Annotated in this window: 16 protein-coding genes; 6 read left to right on the top strand and 10 right to left on the bottom strand. The window is 35.8% G+C overall.

The window, feature by feature from the left end:
• Window positions 1-25: 25 nt before the first annotated feature.
• The 4 genes from MNO09_RS20385 to MNO09_RS20370 form a co-directional block, all read right to left on the bottom strand.
• Window positions 26-268, bottom strand: coding sequence for a hypothetical protein (locus MNO09_RS20385; RefSeq protein WP_000766029.1), 243 nt, complete (start codon window positions 266-268; stop codon window positions 26-28).
• A 310-nt stretch (window positions 269-578) separates the two neighbouring features.
• The gene (locus tag MNO09_RS20380; protein WP_001174532.1) at window positions 579-1,013 is read right to left on the bottom strand and encodes a hypothetical protein; all 435 of its coding nucleotides are present in this window, start codon (window positions 1,011-1,013) and stop codon (window positions 579-581) included.
• Window positions 1,014-1,098: 85 nt separating this feature from the next.
• On the bottom strand, window positions 1,099-2,070 hold the full coding sequence (locus tag MNO09_RS20375) for an MBL fold metallo-hydrolase (RefSeq protein WP_000754992.1): 972 nt from the start codon (window positions 2,068-2,070) through the stop codon (window positions 1,099-1,101).
• A gap of 96 nt (window positions 2,071-2,166) precedes the next feature.
• The gene (locus MNO09_RS20370; protein ID WP_000844986.1) at window positions 2,167-2,376 is read right to left on the bottom strand and encodes a DUF3925 domain-containing protein; all 210 of its coding nucleotides are present in this window, start codon (window positions 2,374-2,376) and stop codon (window positions 2,167-2,169) included.
• A gap of 223 nt (window positions 2,377-2,599) precedes the next feature.
• Between MNO09_RS20370 and bsaA the strand changes: the two genes are divergently transcribed.
• A complete protein-coding gene (gene bsaA / locus MNO09_RS20365; protein WP_000158179.1) occupies window positions 2,600-3,082 on the top strand; it encodes a glutathione peroxidase in 483 nt (160 codons plus the stop codon).
• 83 nt (window positions 3,083-3,165) lie between these two features.
• On the opposite strand, the gene MNO09_RS20360 is transcribed toward bsaA, so the two are convergent.
• The 5 genes from MNO09_RS20360 to MNO09_RS20340 form a co-directional block, all read right to left on the bottom strand.
• The gene (locus MNO09_RS20360) at window positions 3,166-5,394 is read right to left on the bottom strand and encodes a transglutaminase TgpA family protein (protein ID WP_002096668.1); all 2,229 of its coding nucleotides are present in this window, start codon (window positions 5,392-5,394) and stop codon (window positions 3,166-3,168) included.
• Window positions 5,391-6,605: a DUF58 domain-containing protein gene (locus MNO09_RS20355; protein ID WP_000821905.1), complete on the bottom strand. Its 1,215-nt coding sequence runs from the start codon at window positions 6,603-6,605 to the stop codon at window positions 5,391-5,393. Before MNO09_RS20355 ends, MNO09_RS20360 begins: the two co-directional genes overlap by 4 nt.
• Complete coding sequence (locus MNO09_RS20350; protein ID WP_000553990.1) at window positions 6,605-7,567, bottom strand: AAA family ATPase; 963 nt, start codon at window positions 7,565-7,567, stop codon at window positions 6,605-6,607. Before MNO09_RS20350 ends, MNO09_RS20355 begins: the two co-directional genes overlap by 1 nt.
• 395 nt (window positions 7,568-7,962) lie before the next feature.
• Window positions 7,963-8,307 (bottom strand): hypothetical protein, encoded by a 345-nt coding sequence (locus MNO09_RS20345; RefSeq protein ID WP_000877038.1) that lies wholly within the window; start codon window positions 8,305-8,307, stop codon window positions 7,963-7,965.
• Window positions 8,308-8,424: 117 nt separating this feature from the next.
• Window positions 8,425-8,925: a hypothetical protein gene (locus MNO09_RS20340; RefSeq protein ID WP_000599747.1), complete on the bottom strand. Its 501-nt coding sequence runs from the start codon at window positions 8,923-8,925 to the stop codon at window positions 8,425-8,427.
• A 476-nt stretch (window positions 8,926-9,401) separates the two neighbouring features.
• Here MNO09_RS20340 and MNO09_RS20335 point away from each other — a divergent pair, with 476 nt between their 5' ends.
• The 4 genes from MNO09_RS20335 to narI are packed head-to-tail and all read left to right on the top strand — an operon-like array spanning window position 9,402 to window position 15,807.
• Window positions 9,402-13,085, top strand: coding sequence for a nitrate reductase subunit alpha (locus MNO09_RS20335; protein WP_000729056.1), 3,684 nt, complete (start codon window positions 9,402-9,404; stop codon window positions 13,083-13,085).
• Window positions 13,075-14,550 carry a nitrate reductase subunit beta gene (gene narH, locus MNO09_RS20330; RefSeq protein WP_000692675.1) on the top strand — a complete coding sequence of 492 codons (1,476 nt, stop codon included), beginning with the start codon at window positions 13,075-13,077 and terminating at the stop codon, window positions 14,548-14,550. The genes MNO09_RS20335 and narH overlap by 11 nt, the downstream gene beginning before the upstream one ends.
• Window positions 14,551-14,569: 19 nt before the next feature.
• Window positions 14,570-15,100 (top strand): nitrate reductase molybdenum cofactor assembly chaperone, encoded by a 531-nt coding sequence (gene narJ / locus MNO09_RS20325; protein WP_000814221.1) that lies wholly within the window; start codon window positions 14,570-14,572, stop codon window positions 15,098-15,100.
• Between the two features lie 17 nt (window positions 15,101-15,117).
• On the top strand, window positions 15,118-15,807 hold the full coding sequence (narI, locus tag MNO09_RS20320) for a respiratory nitrate reductase subunit gamma (RefSeq protein ID WP_000969205.1): 690 nt from the start codon (window positions 15,118-15,120) through the stop codon (window positions 15,805-15,807).
• A 93-nt stretch (window positions 15,808-15,900) separates the two neighbouring features.
• Here the strand turns inward: narI and MNO09_RS20315 are convergent, their stop codons facing one another.
• The gene (locus tag MNO09_RS20315) at window positions 15,901-16,593 is read right to left on the bottom strand and encodes a Crp/Fnr family transcriptional regulator (RefSeq protein ID WP_000013864.1); all 693 of its coding nucleotides are present in this window, start codon (window positions 16,591-16,593) and stop codon (window positions 15,901-15,903) included.
• Between the two features lie 278 nt (window positions 16,594-16,871).
• Here MNO09_RS20315 and moaA point away from each other — a divergent pair, with 278 nt between their 5' ends.
• Window positions 16,872-17,885, top strand: a complete 1,014-nt coding sequence (gene moaA, locus MNO09_RS20310; RefSeq protein WP_000544619.1) for a GTP 3',8-cyclase MoaA — start codon at window positions 16,872-16,874, stop codon at window positions 17,883-17,885.
• The last annotated feature ends 12 nt before the right edge of the window (window positions 17,886-17,897 follow it).

Raw genomic sequence — 17,897 nt, 5'->3', positions numbered from 1 at the left:
GTTTTCTTATTGAAACGTAAACATATTAACCACCTATTCCTTTTGCTAGCAATAAGAAATATACAAATACTAATATTACTGCATTTAATGCTGTACCAACTATTCCGAATAACCAATTTTTTGATGCGATCGCAAAAATAATTCCGAGTAATGAAAGTATACTGAGAATCGCAATAATTAAAGTTAAATTTGCATGAGGTCCTCTTAAAATAAAGAAAGAACATATACTTGCGAGAAACGTTAGAAACGAGAAAGTACCTAATTTCATAATAAGTCTCCCTTGTTTGAAATGTATTTTGACTTAGTGCACGACTTTCTTAAGTTTAACATAAATTTCCTATTACCGATTAAAAATATGAACAATAAAAAACGAGTATAAAATCTATGCGATTTCATACTCGTTTTGTTATTACATAAATTTCCTTACCGTATGTATAGCAACTCTTACAAGGAGTATTGCACTTATAAATAAACTACCATAACCAACGACACTTAAAAATTGAACATTAAGTTCTTTTGCATACAAGTCAGGGCATAATTATCTTGATTTGCTTAATAAAATAAAAGTGGGAAATCACTTAGTTATATTCCTTACTATGCTCCTTATCTTTTTGTATAAAACAATCTAAAAGGGAATAACCAGCTATTAAACTAATTATCGTAACAAAAGTTGTATTTATAAGAATAATATTTGCTAAATAAGGTAGGTACGCACCAACTGGTGAAAAGAGTAGAGCTGGAGAAAAGGAAATGAATAGCGTAGGCACAGTAATAGCGATAAATTTATCCGGTTGAAAGCGCCAGTTTTGTTTACTTGTTTCGCGATTAATGGATTGAAGAAATCGTAATAAAATGCCAACTATAAGAGGGAAGAGTGTAAAGTAGAATAATCTTGGATAAACGTTAAAATTCACCTGCGCATCTGTATCTAAATAAAATTGAATTTTCACTCCGACAAATAATAATAAGACGATAAATAATGTAAAGCAGAGGTATAGCATTACTTTTTGCATTGCATTCCACCATCCTTTACTCAAAATATATTCAAAGAAAAAAGAGATATACAATAACTACTGTTGTATATCTCTTCTTTTACGGTTATTTAATAGTGGGGTTTGCTTTTTCTTGCTTCGTGAAATAATCTATAATGCCCATCGCACTAATTTCTATATCTAGATGTAAAATGTTATAAACGGAATGATCTGATGGAACGTTTAACTTTGTGAGGTGAGAAGAGATCTTATCCATTAATATAGTTTGTAAAGCTTTAGTCGCTTCATCGAAATCATTATACTGTTCAAAGACCTCTTTACCAGTATGAACGAAAATAGGTAACCAATGTTCAAGCTGGTTATATACTTCTGTAACATTGGATGATGCACCGTAATGACCGAAATAAATAGTATCTACATTCATACTTTGAATGTGATTCTTAGAAGCAATCATCGCATCTGGTTGGAATTGTGAAGGGGACGTTGATGGTAAATATAGTTCTACACCAAGGTCTGCGAGTTCTCTATAGTAAATTCCTATTGTATCGCCAGTAAAAATGCCATTTGTTAATGAATCGTGAATGCTAATATGGTGCTTAGCATGTCCCGGTGTATCATAAAACGTCAGGATGCGGTCTTTTGCAATCTGTAATGTATCACCATTTTGTACAATATGAACACGTTCTTCTTCTATAGGAAGAATTGGATCAAATAGTTTATCGAAATCTTCTTTGTATACAGCTTTTGCGCCTAAAATGAGTTTTGTTGGATCAATCATATGACGAGCACCGCGAGAATGCACATATAAAGTAGCATTTGGACACTTTTCCATCATTAAACCAGCAGCCCCGGCGTGATCTAAATGAACATGTGTAACGATAATGTTTTTAACTTCGTTTAAATCAATATGTAATTGTTGTAAGCCGTCTAAAATATACGGAAGAGAAGGGGCTGCACAAGTTTCAATTAAAGTAATATCGTCACCTAATAAAACGTACGTACCAGTTCGTTCATTATGTTGTAAATCAAAATCATCAATAAGATATAGGTGAGAAGATAATTGCTCTACTTTTTTCATCATTACCACTCCTTATTTACTGCATGTTTCTATTATACGCTAAAATAGAAAAAAGGCAGAAAACGAAAGCTCGTCTTCTGCCCTTTTAAAGTGTTATTATTTCGTTTGTTCTTTATTGATAGACATAACAAACAGCCCAACAATGCCGCCAACTAATGGAAGCATAATCTCTCCTGCTAAATTAAAGTAGGAGCTTAAGAATAAACCATTTACATCGATTACCCAGCCAGTAACATACAATAACATCATATATAGTACGAAATAAAACTCGCGATTTGAAATCGTTTCATGTTGTGCAGTTTTCATAATGGACACCATCCTTTTCTTTTATAATGGAATATAAACTGTCACATTTTGTTCACATTTCAATTGTAAAACTTTCCATCATAAAAGTCTAGTAGTCTGTGTCGAATTTTCGAACAAAAACAAAGCGCTATCATTTCAGCTTATAAGTACGTAAAAAGAGCTGTATATTCACGAATGTAGTATAGTATAAACATGGAATGATAGTGAAGAGAGGGGCAGGACAATGACAATTTATGATTTTTCAGCTAAAACGATAACAGGAGAAGATAAATCGTTAAAAGATTACGAAGGAAAAGCACTTCTTATTGTAAATGTAGCTAGCAAATGTGGTTTTACACCACAATATAAAGGATTACAAGAAGTATATGATAAATATAAAGACCAAGGACTAGAAATACTCGGTTTCCCTTGTAACCAATTCGGAGGACAAGAACCAGGTACAGAAGCAGATATTACTAGTTTTTGTGAATTAAACTATGGTGTGAATTTCCCGATGTTTGCAAAGATTGATGTGAAAGGTGATAAGGCTCATCCCCTGTATACATACATGACAGAACAAGCACCAGGTTTACTCGGTATGAAAGCAGTGAAATGGAACTTTACGAAGTTTTTAATTGGAAAAGACGGGAAAGTAGTAGGGCGTTTTGCGCCGCAGACGAAGCCGGTGGATTTAGAGGTTGAGATTGAGAAGGTACTTGGAGAATAACTAGAAGTTTCACTTTATTAAAAAACGCCTCAAAGAACAATGTAGTTCTTTGAGGCGTTTTCTTTCAACTCACATTATCAAGATTAAATCGCTGAATGGAAGTCATTTGATTTAGGCGGAGAGGCTGCTTTTTTCATAAGAATTTCCCATATGTGTACGGATTTCTTCCATTCTGCTGCGGCCTGTCCCTTTTGATACATAGCGTTCTCATAACTGAAAGTAAGTTGTTGCATATGAGCCGAGTTGTAAAGTGTATCAATGTGGAGAGCATATTCTCGGAATGTTTGACTTTCCCCTCGCGGTATACCAATTCTGCCAAATTGTTTTAAAAGTGCACCGTAAGCTTTGCTATAAACAGCATCATCTTTTCGGTATTTGTAGAAAAGAATAATAAAAAATGTAATCCATTTCATTCTAGTGGTGAAGAGAATGTATCCGATGATACTAATTGGTATCGTAGAGAGGAATACGTACCACCAAGAAAGTCCATTTTTAGAATTTGTAAGCTTTTTAGTAGGAGCGTCTTCTGTATCTTCAATTAAACTTTTGAGCTTTGCTTCATTGTTTCTTTGGTGCATTTGCGCATTTTGAGAATTAGTTTCTTCGCTATTTTGTGTAGTAGGAGCAGGAGTATTATTTGTGAAATTATAGGGATTGGTAAATCCTTTTGTTGGTTCGAATGGAATCCATCCGTATCCTGGGAAATATACTTCGACCCAAGAGTGTGCGTTATCGTTCGCGATTTTATATACATCCTCACCTTCTGCACCAACTAGTGTGTTATCAAGAGTTCCTTCTGTATAACCTTTTACCCATCGAGCAGGAATCCCAGCAGAACGAAGTAACACGATCATAGATGTCGAAAAATTATTACAGTAGCCGCTTTTTGTATCAAAAAGGAATTGATCAACATAATCTTGATTTTTGGCAGGGAACAACACATTCATTGTTTCATATACGAAAGAATGGTCGGTGAAGTAATTTTCAATAGCTAATACTTTATCATATCGGTTGTTTTTATCATTTGTTAGATTAATAGCTAAGTCTCTTACTCGCTGCGGTAATGATTCGGGAAGTTGCGTGTACTTTGTCATGAAATAAGGATTTGTTTCTTGACCTTCATTCGTTTTTACAGCTTTCAAGTTTTCTATGGAAAACTCCGGGACCCCATATGTTACTTTATATGAATGTAAAGTAGTAGAAGAACCTCCGTCCATCGTATAGATTTTTTCAGAAAATGGGTCAACGCTGTATGATACATCTGAGGAAGCCTCAACTGAGATTAACCCTGCTGGATAGGTAAGGTGAGGATAACTTTTTTGCATGTTGATTGTTGCCTTTGTTGTCTCCGTTTTTGTATTTTGTTCGTACCAGCTCACGACGTCGTTTTTACTTTTAAAAGAAATCTTTTTTTGATTTTCAGAAACTTCCCAGCCTTTTCCTGTATAAAAATCTTTCGTTTCGACTCTCCAATATTGTTTGTTTTGCGTTTGTGCTGTGAAAACAATTGTAGGATCAGCCTTAAAAGGACCACCTAATCTCGAGTCATCTAAACCATACCCAATTTTAGAAACTTCTTGCTTCTTACTTGCTTCGGATGTGTTGAATTTTAAAAAATCCATTGGGTTTGGCCATTGAGGACCAAATTTTGGAGCAAAGTATGCGATAGTTGCTGAAAATACAATAAATATTGTAAGAGATTTAAGTAATTTTGAGATTTCTCTAGCATAATTTTGAAAGTGTTCCATCTCTTTTATTCGTTCTATGCGGAGAAGACTAAGCATAAAAAAGCCGATGACAACAGTACGAATAATAGCGTAGTTTGCATGATATAAATGTAAGTTATGAAAAACGGTGATATAAATAATAGTCAATATAAGAAATAACAGCCCACGTTTTTTATGAATCATCCAAAAAGAGATGAAAGCACTCAAAAACCAAAAGGATAAAAAAAATAAAAGTGTTGGAAAAACTGGAGAAACATCTTGCAAATTCCCCTGAAATAACAAGGAGGCATTTCGAGAAATATCAGTAAAAAATTTCATTAGCCAAGATGGATTTATAAAAGTGTTTTTATAATATAGGAAATGAATGATGAATAAAATTGTGACGATCTTTATTGGAATCTGCCACCTTGTTTGAAAAAAAGAGAGCGTGAAGCAAATCCCTATAAATATTATGAAAATATCTAATCTACCTACGTTTGTAATACCTATAAGGGGCCTTAGCCATTCTAGTAAAAGTAGAAATGCGCATGCATGCATGAAAAATCTAGTCATATCCAATTGTTTTTTTACCTGTAATGTTATCATTTGCTCACCTCAAAAAACACGTTTGTATACTGGTTTCCATAAACCACATTTACAAATATTTTTCGTTTTTGTAGAGTTTCTAGAATACTGAGTTCTCGGTGTGAGAGTTGATTTGCTTTTTCTTTTACGACAAACACCATTAATCTTCTATTTTTTATAGCAGCAAAGTCAGCCGCCTTTTGAATATCGGGAGAAAGATCGCTTGTCACGAGTATAATCGTGACGGGCTCATAAATTTTTCTTAATTCCATTTCTACACTCCGGGAGAGTGGGAATACACTATCTGCTTGTACCTTCGCTAAATGACAAAAGATTTGATGTAACTGACTATCTCCATTGTCTAAAGGGAAAAAAGTTCGTTCTTTTCCGACAGATACGAATGACGCCGGTGAATTTTGCTTCAAGACAGACCTGACAATAGAGGCAGTAAATGTGACGACTGATTCGAATAGAGGGGATGGGGTTCTGTCCATGAATATCATAATATTATGGCTGCGCTGTTGTTCAAACTCTTTCGTCATAATGTTGTTTGTTCGTGCAGTTGCTTTCCAATCAATCCATGAAAAGCGGTCACCAGGTTTATAGTCTCTCACACCGACAGAAATGGTAGAGTCTTTTACTAAATTTATATTTGCTGAAAGTGCTCCTTGTTCGAAATGATTTTCCATTTGTCGATATGTTATATCTACATACTGAGGGTAGACTAAAAATGTATCTGGAACTGAAAAAGTTACTTCTTTCTCCATCATACCGAATAAATCACCAGTTTTGACACGTACGCTTGAAAAAGTGTGCTCTCCTCTAGGTATTGTGTCAATTGCATATTGAAACGAAATATTTCGTTTCAATCCTGGAAAGAGTATTACTTTATTCATCTTCGTTTGTTTACAATTTGTAAATTGTGATGGCAGCACATCTTCTATAATTAAATACAGTAAGGGAAAAGGAAAACTTCTTTTTAGTGTAATCGTACTTAAAAAGGGTTCTCCTGCTACATATTCGTCTTGATTTGTTGTTCGTTTTACCTCGGCGTTCCGTAAAGCATAGAAGGGAAGCAGTAGTGAATAAAGGCCAATAGGAATCATACTGTAAAACAAAAACCAACTTACAAATCCTCCTTGAAGCATAGCGTATACAAATGTTAAGACTAGGCATAACGGAATGAGTGATAACTTAGTAAAATGATAGAGTGCTCGTAGTATCCGTTTCATCAAAGGTTCATCTTCCTTTGAGTAGGTACGGTAGTTCGCGCAACTATTTTTGCGATAACTTGTTCTCCTGTAATTCCTTCAAATTTTGCCTCCATTTTTAGAATGAGTCTGTGAGCTAACACGTAGGGGGCTAAAAATTTAACATCGTCTGGAATAACATAATTTCTACCATGGATAAATGCATAAGCTTGTGAAGCTTTCATTAAAGCAATCGAGCCACGTGGACTTGCACCAAGCTGTATAGAACTATAAGAACGAGTCTGGCTAACAAGCTTTACAATGTAATGCTTGATTGCTTTGTCCATGCTTATTTCCCGTACGCTCTGTTGTAAATAAAGTAATTCTTCTATTGTTGTAATAGCTTGTAAATGGGAGAGGGGATTTGTTTTTTCCATCCTGTTTAAAATTTCAAACTCTTCTTCTGGTGTAGGATATCCCATTTTTAGTTTCAATAAGAAACGATCGAGCTGTGCTTCTGGCAAAGGATATGTTCCCTCATATTCGACCGGATTTTGTGTAGCCATTACAAAGAACGGTTTTGGTAACGGTCTTGTCATGCCATCTATTGTAATATTGCCTTCTTCCATACTTTCAAGTAAGGCAGATTGTGTTTTTGGAGATGTACGATTAATTTCATCAGCAAGTATAAAATTCCCCATGATTGGTCCAGGCTTGAACTCAAATTGGAGCTCTTTCGGATTATAAATAGAAACTCCTGTTACATCTGACGGCAGTAAATCAGGTGTAAATTGAATGCGCTTGTAATCAGCATCAATGGATTTAGAAAGAGCACGTACTAACATTGTTTTCCCAACGCCAGGCACATCTTCTAATAGTACATGACCTTCAGCTAAGAGCGCTGTCAAAGCTAAGATCGTTTCTTTTCGTTTTCCGACCATTAACTTTTCAATATTGTTAATTATTTTTTCTATAATGGGATGTAATGAATCAAGCTGGTGCATCGTAATCCTCCTAATGTTATTATCGTTTGCTAATCTATTTAGTGGAAAATAGTATGTATCCATCTAATTGCGGGAATTAAAGATTTTATCTTTAATTCTAAGAATATTCAGATTATTTATTCTGATTACATCTAGTATAATTGTTTCCGTAACTAAGGGCAATATGGTAAATAATGATTTCTCGTTTTATGTGAAATACGTTTTGATATAGAATAGTATCGTCGGTAAAAGTAGAAGAGGGGAAGGACAGGAAAGATTGACCTCAATGAGCAAAATAAATAGCGTAGGAAACCCTACGCGTAAAGTTTGGAACATATATTAATACGCCTTGTGATTAAAATGTATATGAATAAAATAAAGTCGGCTTCACATGAAGAGACCATCTATTTAAATTATTACACTCCGTTATCTTTTTTATATTCTTTTCGTTTATTTAACCAAATATGAATCAATTCTACCAATTTCATTGTTTCAATCTCACAATATTCGCCTTTACCATCTTCGGCTAAATTGTCTAACACAGTAGTTATATCGTTCCGGATTTCTAAACCGCAAATGTTGCCATTCACTACTACATAATTTTTTTCTCCGTTTAAAACACTATGTATTTCTTCTAAAATCCAATCTCCAAAAGCTGAAACTTCAATTCCTAAAAAAGTTTCAACAAGTTTTATTTCTTGAGGAAGTCTCATAACTAAATCACTACTGTTAAGTACTTCAAAACTATATGGATATTTCATGACTATTTTACTCCTTTATTTCTGGCTTTAGTGATTCTATTTACTTCTCTATTAATTTCATAAGCTCTATTAAGGTAATAAATTCTTATACAATCATTACTCTTGTCTTACTTACATTTATAGTAAAAGTAGATTATTATTAAACTTATTTATCCAATATCTCTCTGATGTAGGTATGAGTTCAGTGAAATCTTCATATGTACCAATCCAATCTTTTGGAACATAGTTTTCGTATGATGCCGGTTCTGGAAACATTGAATATAGTATTTTATTATCAAAGTTAATTAATAAGACTGGACTATAATCTAATAGATCTTCTCCTGCATTCTTCCTTTTAATATTTTCAAGTAGTAAATAATTTAATTCTTCTTTAGTTGTTTTATATTGATTAATCCTTACTAAAAATACTTCTACATTTTCATGATCTAATACTTTTATTCCATTTCTTTCTTCCGTTTCATCATTATCTTCAATGCTTATACCTATATTTTTATATGCTTGATCTAATTTATTATAATCTAAAAACCATAGTTCTTTATCTGTTACATACCATCTAAACTCATTTTTATATATGACGGCTACTATAATGTTTTCGGCATAAAGCGGTTCTAATATCATAATCTACTCCTTTTATTATTATCTTAATATCCTGCCATTCTGGTGTTTTCTTCTCTTCATTCAATCCAAGTTGCTGGCAAATCATATGGATTTCCTGGCGTTTTTTGTTCAACTATTTTCAGGATATTTACCCTTAGTATGGTGGATTGAAAGTATTGTATTTTCATTTATAAGCTCATCTAACGATTTAGGCATATCAAATTTAACTATTCCTAAATTATTTCCTCTATTATATAAGAAATTTTTTGCACGCTCATTATAATCTGTACTTCATCTTAAACTTTGCTAGAAGTAAGGAAGTAATTTAACAGTTAGTGAAGGATGTGAACCCTCCACAATGATTAGATTTTCACTTTTTTATATTTGTTCCGTAATTTTTGACAATCTCTTGAACTGTGCGAAATGTCACATCTGTATTTTACAACCTCTCTTATAGTAAGGGTATGTAAGAGAGACGTATTAAAGGAGTGAACAGTATGAAGAAGAAACCTTCAGCACTAATGAGACGTTTAAAATATTTTTCACCAATAGATCGTTATAACGATAATCATACACAAGAAACATATGAAGATCGCGAATGGGAGAATGTGTACAGAAAGCGTTGGCAGCATGATAAAGTAATTCGTTCTACACACGGCGTGAACTGTACTGGTTCATGTAGTTGGAATATATATGTGAAGGATGGAATTGTAACTTGGGAAGGGCAGGAGCTTAACTATCCGACTACAGGTCCTGATATGCCTGATTTTGAACCACGAGGATGCCCACGTGGAGCAAGTTTTTCTTGGTATATTTACAGTCCACTTCGTGTGAAATATCCGTATGTACGTGGTGTTCTTTGGAATATGTGGCAAGAAGAATTACAAAATAACGAGTCACCATTAGACGCTTGGAAAAGCATTGTGGAAAACCCTGAGAAGGCACGTACGTATAAGCAGGCGCGTGGTAAAGGGGGATTCATTCGTGCGAATTGGAATGAAGTGTTACAACTCGTTTCAGCTTCTTTACTATACACAGTAATGAAATACGGTCCAGATCGAAATGTTGGTTTCTCACCAATTCCAGCTATGTCGATGTTAAGTCATGCAGCGGGTAGCCGCTTTATGCAACTTATGGGTGGACCGATGCTTAGCTTCTATGATTGGTACGCAGATTTACCACCAGCTTCTCCGCAAATTTGGGGCGATCAAACAGATGTACCAGAGAGTAGTGACTGGTATAACTCCGGATACATTATGACATGGGGTTCAAATGTACCGATGACGAGAACACCAGATGCTCACTTTTTAGCAGAGGTTCGATATAAAGGAACGAAAGTCGTTTCTGTAAGTCCTGACTTCGCTGAGTCAACAAAGTTTGCGGACGACTGGATTAGTGTGAAACAAGGTACAGACGGTGCACTTGCGATGGCAATGGGGCACGTGATCTTACAAGAATTTTACGTAGATAATCAAGTGGAATACTTCACAAAGTATGCGAAACAATATACTGATTTTCCTTTCTTCGTCACATTGAAACAAAAAGGAGATCAATACGTTGCTGATCGTTTCTTAAACGCTTCTGATGTTGGACGTGAAACGAAGTTAGGAGAATGGAAACCTGTACTTTGGAACGAGAATACGAATGATTTTGCAACACCTCACGGCACAATGGGGTCACGTTGGGATAACGAAAAGAAATGGAACTTACGTTTAGAAGACGAAGAAACAGGTGAAAAGATTGATCCACGTCTTTCTTTACTTGGAATGGAGGATAGTGTTCAAACTGTACAAATTCCGTACTTCTCTGATGATGGAAATACAATATTAGAACGTACAATTCCAGTGAAAAAAGTTATGACAGAAGAAGGAGAAGTGTTCGTTACAACTGTATACGATTTAACGTTAGCAAATTATGGTGTGAACCGAGGGCTTGGCGGGCAAGAGCCGAAAGACTTCAATGATGACGTACCGTTTACACCTGCATGGCAAGAGAAAATGACAGGAGTAAAACGTGAGCTTATTATTCAAATCGCTCGTGAGTTCGCACAAAATGCTGTTGATACGAATGGTCGCTCAATGATTATTGTCGGAGCGGGTATTAACCATTGGTTTAACTCTGATACGATTTATCGCGCCGTTTTAAATCTTGTTCTTCTCGTTGGGGCACAAGGTGTAAACGGCGGTGGTTGGGCGCATTATGTTGGTCAAGAAAAATTAAGACCAGCAGAAGGATGGCAAACAATCGCGATGGCAAAAGATTGGCAAGGGCCACCAAAATTACAAAACGGTACATCTTTCTTCTATTTCGTAACAGATCAATGGCGCTATGAAGATACACCAGTTGGACATTTAGCATCACCAGTGGAAGGCAACTCTCGTTATCAACATCACGGTGATTACAACGTATTAGCAGCGCGACTTGGCTGGTTACCTTCGTATCCGACATTCGAGAAAAATGGGATTGAATTATATAAAGAAGCTGTTGCTTCTGGTGCAACAACGCAAGAAGAAATCGGAAAATACGTTGCACAAAAATTAAAAGATAAAGAACTGAAATTTGCGATTGAAGATCCTGATAATAAAAATAACTTCCCGCGCAACTTATTCGTATGGCGTGCAAACTTAATTTCAAGTTCTGGTAAAGGACACGAATATTTCTTAAAACATTTATTAGGTACAACGAACGGATTAATGAATGACGATAGTGATTCGTTACGACCAGAAGAAATTAAGTGGCATGAAGAAGCACCAGAAGGGAAGTTAGATTTACTCATTAATTTAGATTTCCGTATGGCTGGAACAGCGCTTTATTCTGATATCGTCTTACCTGCTTCAACTTGGTATGAAAAGCATGATTTAAGTAGTACAGATATGCATCCATTTGTACATCCATTTAATCCAGCAATCGGTTCACCGTGGGAAGCACGCTCTGACTGGGACATTTTCACTTCTCTTTCTAAAGCTGTGTCTGATTTAGCGAAGAAAATAGATCTTGAACCAATGAAAGAAGTTGTTGCAACACCACTTCTTCACGATACACCACAAGAATTAGCGCAACCACTTGGCAAGATTAAAGATTGGAGCAAAGGTGAGTGTGAACCGATCCCAGGTAAAACGATGCCACAAATTCATGTTGTCGAAAGGGATTATAAAACGATTTATGACAAAATGACTGCGCTAGGACCAAATACCGGAAAACAGCCAATTGGTACGAAAGGGATTTCTTGGTCTGCGGAAAAAGAATATGAGCAATTAAAGAGCCGATTAGGAGTCGTTCGAACGGATTCTATTGCGAAAGGTTGCCCAGACATAAAAGAAGCAATTAATGCTGCTGAAGCGGTATTAACACTTTCTTCTACAACAAACGGTCATATGGCTGTAAAAGCATGGGAAGCACTTGAAAAACAAACGGATTTAAAACTACGTGATTTAGCAGAAGAACGTGAAGAAGAATGCTTCACATTCGAACAAATTACAGCGCAGCCGAAAACAGTAATTACTTCTCCAGCATTTACAGGTTCAGAAAAAGGTGGACGCCGTTATTCACCATTTACTACAAATGTAGAACGTCTCATTCCTTGGAGAACGATAACTGGTCGACAATCTTTCTATTTAGATCATGACATGATGAAAGAATTTGGTGAAACGATGGCAACATTTAAACCAATTCTGCAACATAAGCCGTTCCGTAAATCACGGCCTGAAGTAGAAGGGAAAGAAATTACTTTAAACTATTTAACACCACATAATAAGTGGTCAATTCATAGTATGTATTTCGATTCATTACCGATGTTAACGCTATTTAGAGGTGGTCCAACTGTTTGGATGAATAAAGAGGACGCTGCAGAAGCTGGCGTTGCAGATAATGATTGGATTGAGTGCTTTAACCGTAACGGAGTTGTTGTAGCACGTGCTGTTGTAACGCACCGTATACCAAGGGGAATGGCATTTATGCACCATGCACAAGATCGTCACATTAACGTGCCTGGTACGAAATTAACAAGCACCCGCGGAGGAACGCATAATAGTCCAACCCGTATTCATGTGAAACCGACACATATGATTGGTGGATATGGCCAATTAAGCTACGGATTTAACTATTATGGTCCAACAGGGAACCAGCGTGACTTAAACGTTGTAATTCGCAAACTGAAGGAGGTAGATTGGCTTGAAGATTAAAGCACAAGTCGGAATGGTAATGAACCTAGATAAATGCATCGGCTGCCATACTTGTAGTGTAACGTGCAAAAACACCTGGACAAATCGTCCAGGTGCTGAATATATGTACTTCAATAACGTAGAAACGAAACCGGGAATTGGTTATCCGAAGCAATGGGAAGATCAGGAGAAATATAAAGGCGGCTGGGAATTGAAAAATGGTGAAATTCAACTGAAATCCGGTTCAAAAATGAAGCGCCTTATGAATATTTTCCACAATCCAGATCAACCAACAATTGATGATTACTTTGAACCTTGGAACTATGATTATGAAACGTTAACAAATAGTCCACAGCGTAAGCATCAGCCAGTTGCTCGTCCGAAATCAGCAATTACAGGTGAATTTATCGACAAAATTGAATGGGGTCCAAACTGGGAAGATGATTTAGCTGGCGGACATATAACAGGATTGCAAGACCCGAACGTAAAGAAAATGGAAGAAGAAATTAAAACGGATTTTGAAAATGTCTTTATGATGTATTTACCGCGCATATGCGAACACTGTATGAATCCATCTTGTGTATCTTCGTGTCCATCGGGTGCGATGTATAAACGTGAAGAAGATGGGATTGTCCTTGTAGATCAAAATGCATGTCGTGCTTGGAGATTTTGCGTATCTTCTTGTCCGTATAAAAAAGTGTATTTTAACTGGCAAACAAATAAAGCTGAAAAATGCACAATGTGCTTCCCGCGTATTGAAGCGGGTATGCCAACAATTTGTTCGGAAACATGTGTAGGACGTATTCGATATATTGGGGTAATGCTATATGACGCTGACAAAGTAAAAGAAGCGGCGTCTGTTGAAGATGAAAAAGATTTATATGAATCTCAGCTTACTGTTTTCCTCGATCCAAATGATCCAGAAGTAGCAGCTGAAGCGAAAAAACAAGGGATTCCTGAAGAATGGATTAAAGCGGCACAACAGTCACCAATCTATAAAATGATTATCGATTGGAAAATCGCTCTACCTCTTCATCCAGAGTATCGTACAATGCCAATGGTTTGGTATATCCCGCCGCTTAGCCCAATTATGAACATGGTGGAGGGGAAAGGTAGTAACTGGCAAGCAGAAGAGATTTTCCCTACTATTGATAATATGCGTATTCCAATTCAATATTTAGCAAATTTACTCACTGCAGGAGATGAATCACATATTCGACTTACATTGAAAAAAATGGCTGTTATGCGAACACATATGAGAGCATTGCAAATTAATAAAGAACCAAATGAATCGGTATTAAAAGAACTTGGCTTAACGAAACAGGATGTAGAAGATATGTATCGTCTTCTTGCTATCGCGAAATATAAAGATCGCTTCGTCATCCCGACATCTCACCGCGAGCAAGTTGCAGATTTATATAACGAACAAGGAAGCTGTGGTTTATCTTTCACAGGTGGCCCAGGCTCTTGCACGACAATTTCTTAAATAATGGGGGCGGAAAAATATGAAACAAAGTTTACAAACTGCTTTTTCATGTTCTTCATTCCTTCTTTCCTATCCGGAACTCGGGTGGAGAGAAGCTTTAACTGAATTGCAAGAAGAGATTGAAGCGATTGAACAGGAAGACGTTAAAGCATCACTTACAGCATTTATAAAGCAAGCGCTGGATAAAATGGATGATCAATTAATTGACTGTTACGTATATACATTTGATTTTGGTAAAAAGACAAATATGTATTTAACTTATATGAACACCGGCGAACAAAGAGAAAGAGGTATTGAATTACTAGAGTTAAAGCAGCATTATAAAAAATCTGGTTTTGAAGTAACAGATAAAGAACTACCTGATTATTTACCGTTATTACTCGAGTTTTTTGCAAATGCAAATGAGCAAGACAGTGAACCAATTATGAGTAAATACAAGGAGAACATACAAGCATTACACGTACAGTTAAAAGAAGCAGGTAGTATGTATGAACCGATTCTTGCGGCTGTTCTACTCGCTATCGATACATGGGGTGTACAGACAAATTAGAAAGGAGAGTTGTCAAAATGATGGATCAATTTCTATGGGTATTGTTTCCCTATATCATTTTTGCGATCTTTATCGGTGGACATATTTTCAGATACAACTATGATCAATTTGGATGGACATCAAAATCTAGTGAACTATTAGAAAAGAAAATGCTACGAATTGGAAGTCTATTATTCCACTTTGGGATCATGTTCGTAATTGGCGGTCATGTTATGGGGATTTTAATTCCAGAGGCTGTATATCGTTCAATAGGTATTTCGGAGCATATGTATCACATAATAGCAATTAGTTTCGGACTTCCGGCAGGTATTGCTTCTATCATCGGTTTAATTATATTAACGTACCGCCGTGTAACAGTAAAACGCATCATTGCAACGAGTACAAAGGGAGATTATATTGCGCTTATTTTATTACTTATCGTAATGCTAGCAGGACTTTCTTCAACTTTTTTAAACATCGACTCAAAAGGGTTTGATTATCGTACAACGATCGGTCCTTGGTTCCGAAGTCTCTTTATTTTCCAACCGAAAGTCGAATATATGATGGAAGTGCCTGTATGGTTTAAAATTCATATTCTTGCAGGGATGGGGCTTTTCGCAGTATGGCCATTTACTAGACTGGTACATGTTTTTAGTGCCCCAATTAAATACTTAAGCCGTAGTTATGTGATTTACAGAAGACGTATTCCAAATGAATTGAAAAAATGATTTAGTTTTATATGTTTAGTAGTTTATAAGGAAAGCCGAGATCTAATTGGAGACCTCGGCTTTCCTTATAGGTATAAGTATCTAAATAAGATGCTAATCAATACTACAAACAGAGGTAGAGCAATCTTCACATGCAATTTCACATTTTAAAAATTGTAAATCGTGGATTGTAATCTTTCCTTTATGAATAGAAATTGTGCCTTGCTTTTTTAATTCATTTAACATTCGATTTACACTTTCACGTGAAGTTGCACAGAAATTAGCAAGTTCTTGATTCGTTAATGGTAAATCGATGAGAATACCATTTTCCTTTAACACACCATAACTATTTGTCATTCGTATGAGAGTAGAATACAAGGCACCTTTTTTGCCGTGTAATACTAAATCTCGGAACTTCGTTTGCATTCTTCTTAAATGTTCACTAATCCATTTCATAAATTCAAATACAAGTGCGGGTTTTTGGAGTAATGCTTTTTCTAAGGTTTCACGCTTTATTACTCCTACTTCAACATCTTCAAGGCATTTTGAATTTAATAAATACTTCGCATTGTCCGTGAATAATGTTAATTCTCCAATAATGTCGTATGCCGAACAAATACGGAGTGTTAATTCTTGCCCGTCAGCACTTAGTTTACTAATTTGTACTTTTCCAGAGTGGATGATATAGAGTTCTGTTGCTTCCATACCTTCTTGAAAAATAAAACTCCCCTTTTTAATCTGCATTTTATATTCAACAGATGCAAGTAATTCCTTTAAATCTTGAGATAATGTCATACTGTTTGCCACAGCAATCACCTTTCTTCTTATAAGCAATACATTTCCTATTTTGAGTGTAAATATGCTGAAAATGCAAGAGCTATTTTAAAAATAAAGTGAAATTTCAATGACCGTAAGGAGGAGAGACTGAAGATGTGAACAAAATTCGAACGGATTTGTGAAGATTTTTTGAATGGGGAAAGTGATGTGAGAAATGTCACATTGAATATGTCGCTTCTTTTTTATAATGAAAGCAAATAAAAAAACGAAAACTTACTAAGGATTTGAGCAGAAAAGAAGGGATATAGATGCACGAGAAAATGAAAGATTCTTTAGAACGGCCACTTCAAGATTTACGTATTTCAGTTATTGATCGTTGTAATTTCAGGTGCACATATTGTATGCCCGCTGAAGTGTTCGGACCTGATTACGCTTTTTTACAAGAAGAGTTATTATTAACGTTCGATGAAATAGAAAGATTAGCAAGATTGTTTATAAGTATGGGAGTCAATAAAATTAGGCTTACTGGCGGCGAACCGTTATTGCGTAAAGACTTACCGAAGTTAATCGCAAGGCTTGCAAAGTTAGAAGGCTTAAAGGATATTGGGCTCACAACAAACGGTATTCATTTAGCAAAACAAGCTAAGGCGTTAAAAGACGCGGGATTAAAACGTGTAAATATTAGTTTAGATGCAATAGAGGATCACGTCTTCAAAAAAATAAATGGCCGAAATGTAAGCACAAAACCTGTATTAAAAGGAATTGAAGCAGCGAAGGCAGCTGGATTAGAAGTAAAGGTAAATATGGTCGTAAAAAAAGGAATGAATGATAGTCAAATTCTTCCTATGGCTCAGTATTTTAAAGAACAAGAAATACAGTTACGTTTCATTGAGTTTATGGATGTTGGCAGTACGAACGGATGGAACTTTGAACAAGTTATTACGAAGGAACAATTAATAGAGAAGATTAATCGCGTATATCCGATTGAGCCTGTTCAACCTCGTTACTTTGGAGAAGTTGCGAAATTGTATCGATATGTAGGGAGCGATGCCGAAGTTGGACTTATTACTTCAGTATCTGAGTCATTTTGTTCTTCTTGTACGAGAGCTCGTATTTCGGCAGACGGCAAGTTTTATACGTGCTTATTTGGAGAAAAAGGAACGGATTTGCGAACGCTTCTTCGAGAAAATATTTCGGATGCCTCACTATTAAAAATTTTACAACATACATGGCGATATAGAACAGATCGATATTCAGATGAAAGAACGACGGAAAGTACAAATAAACGTCCAAAAGTTGAAATGTCTTACATTGGCGGATAGTGAAAGGAGGAT

The sequence above is a fragment of the Bacillus sp. N5-665 genome (genome assembly GCF_022637375.2).
Taxonomy (GTDB): domain Bacteria; phylum Bacillota; class Bacilli; order Bacillales; family Bacillaceae_G; genus Bacillus_A; species Bacillus_A wiedmannii.
The sequence above is the reverse complement of the archived record's forward strand: the minus strand, read 5'-3'. Positions and strand labels throughout refer to the sequence as shown.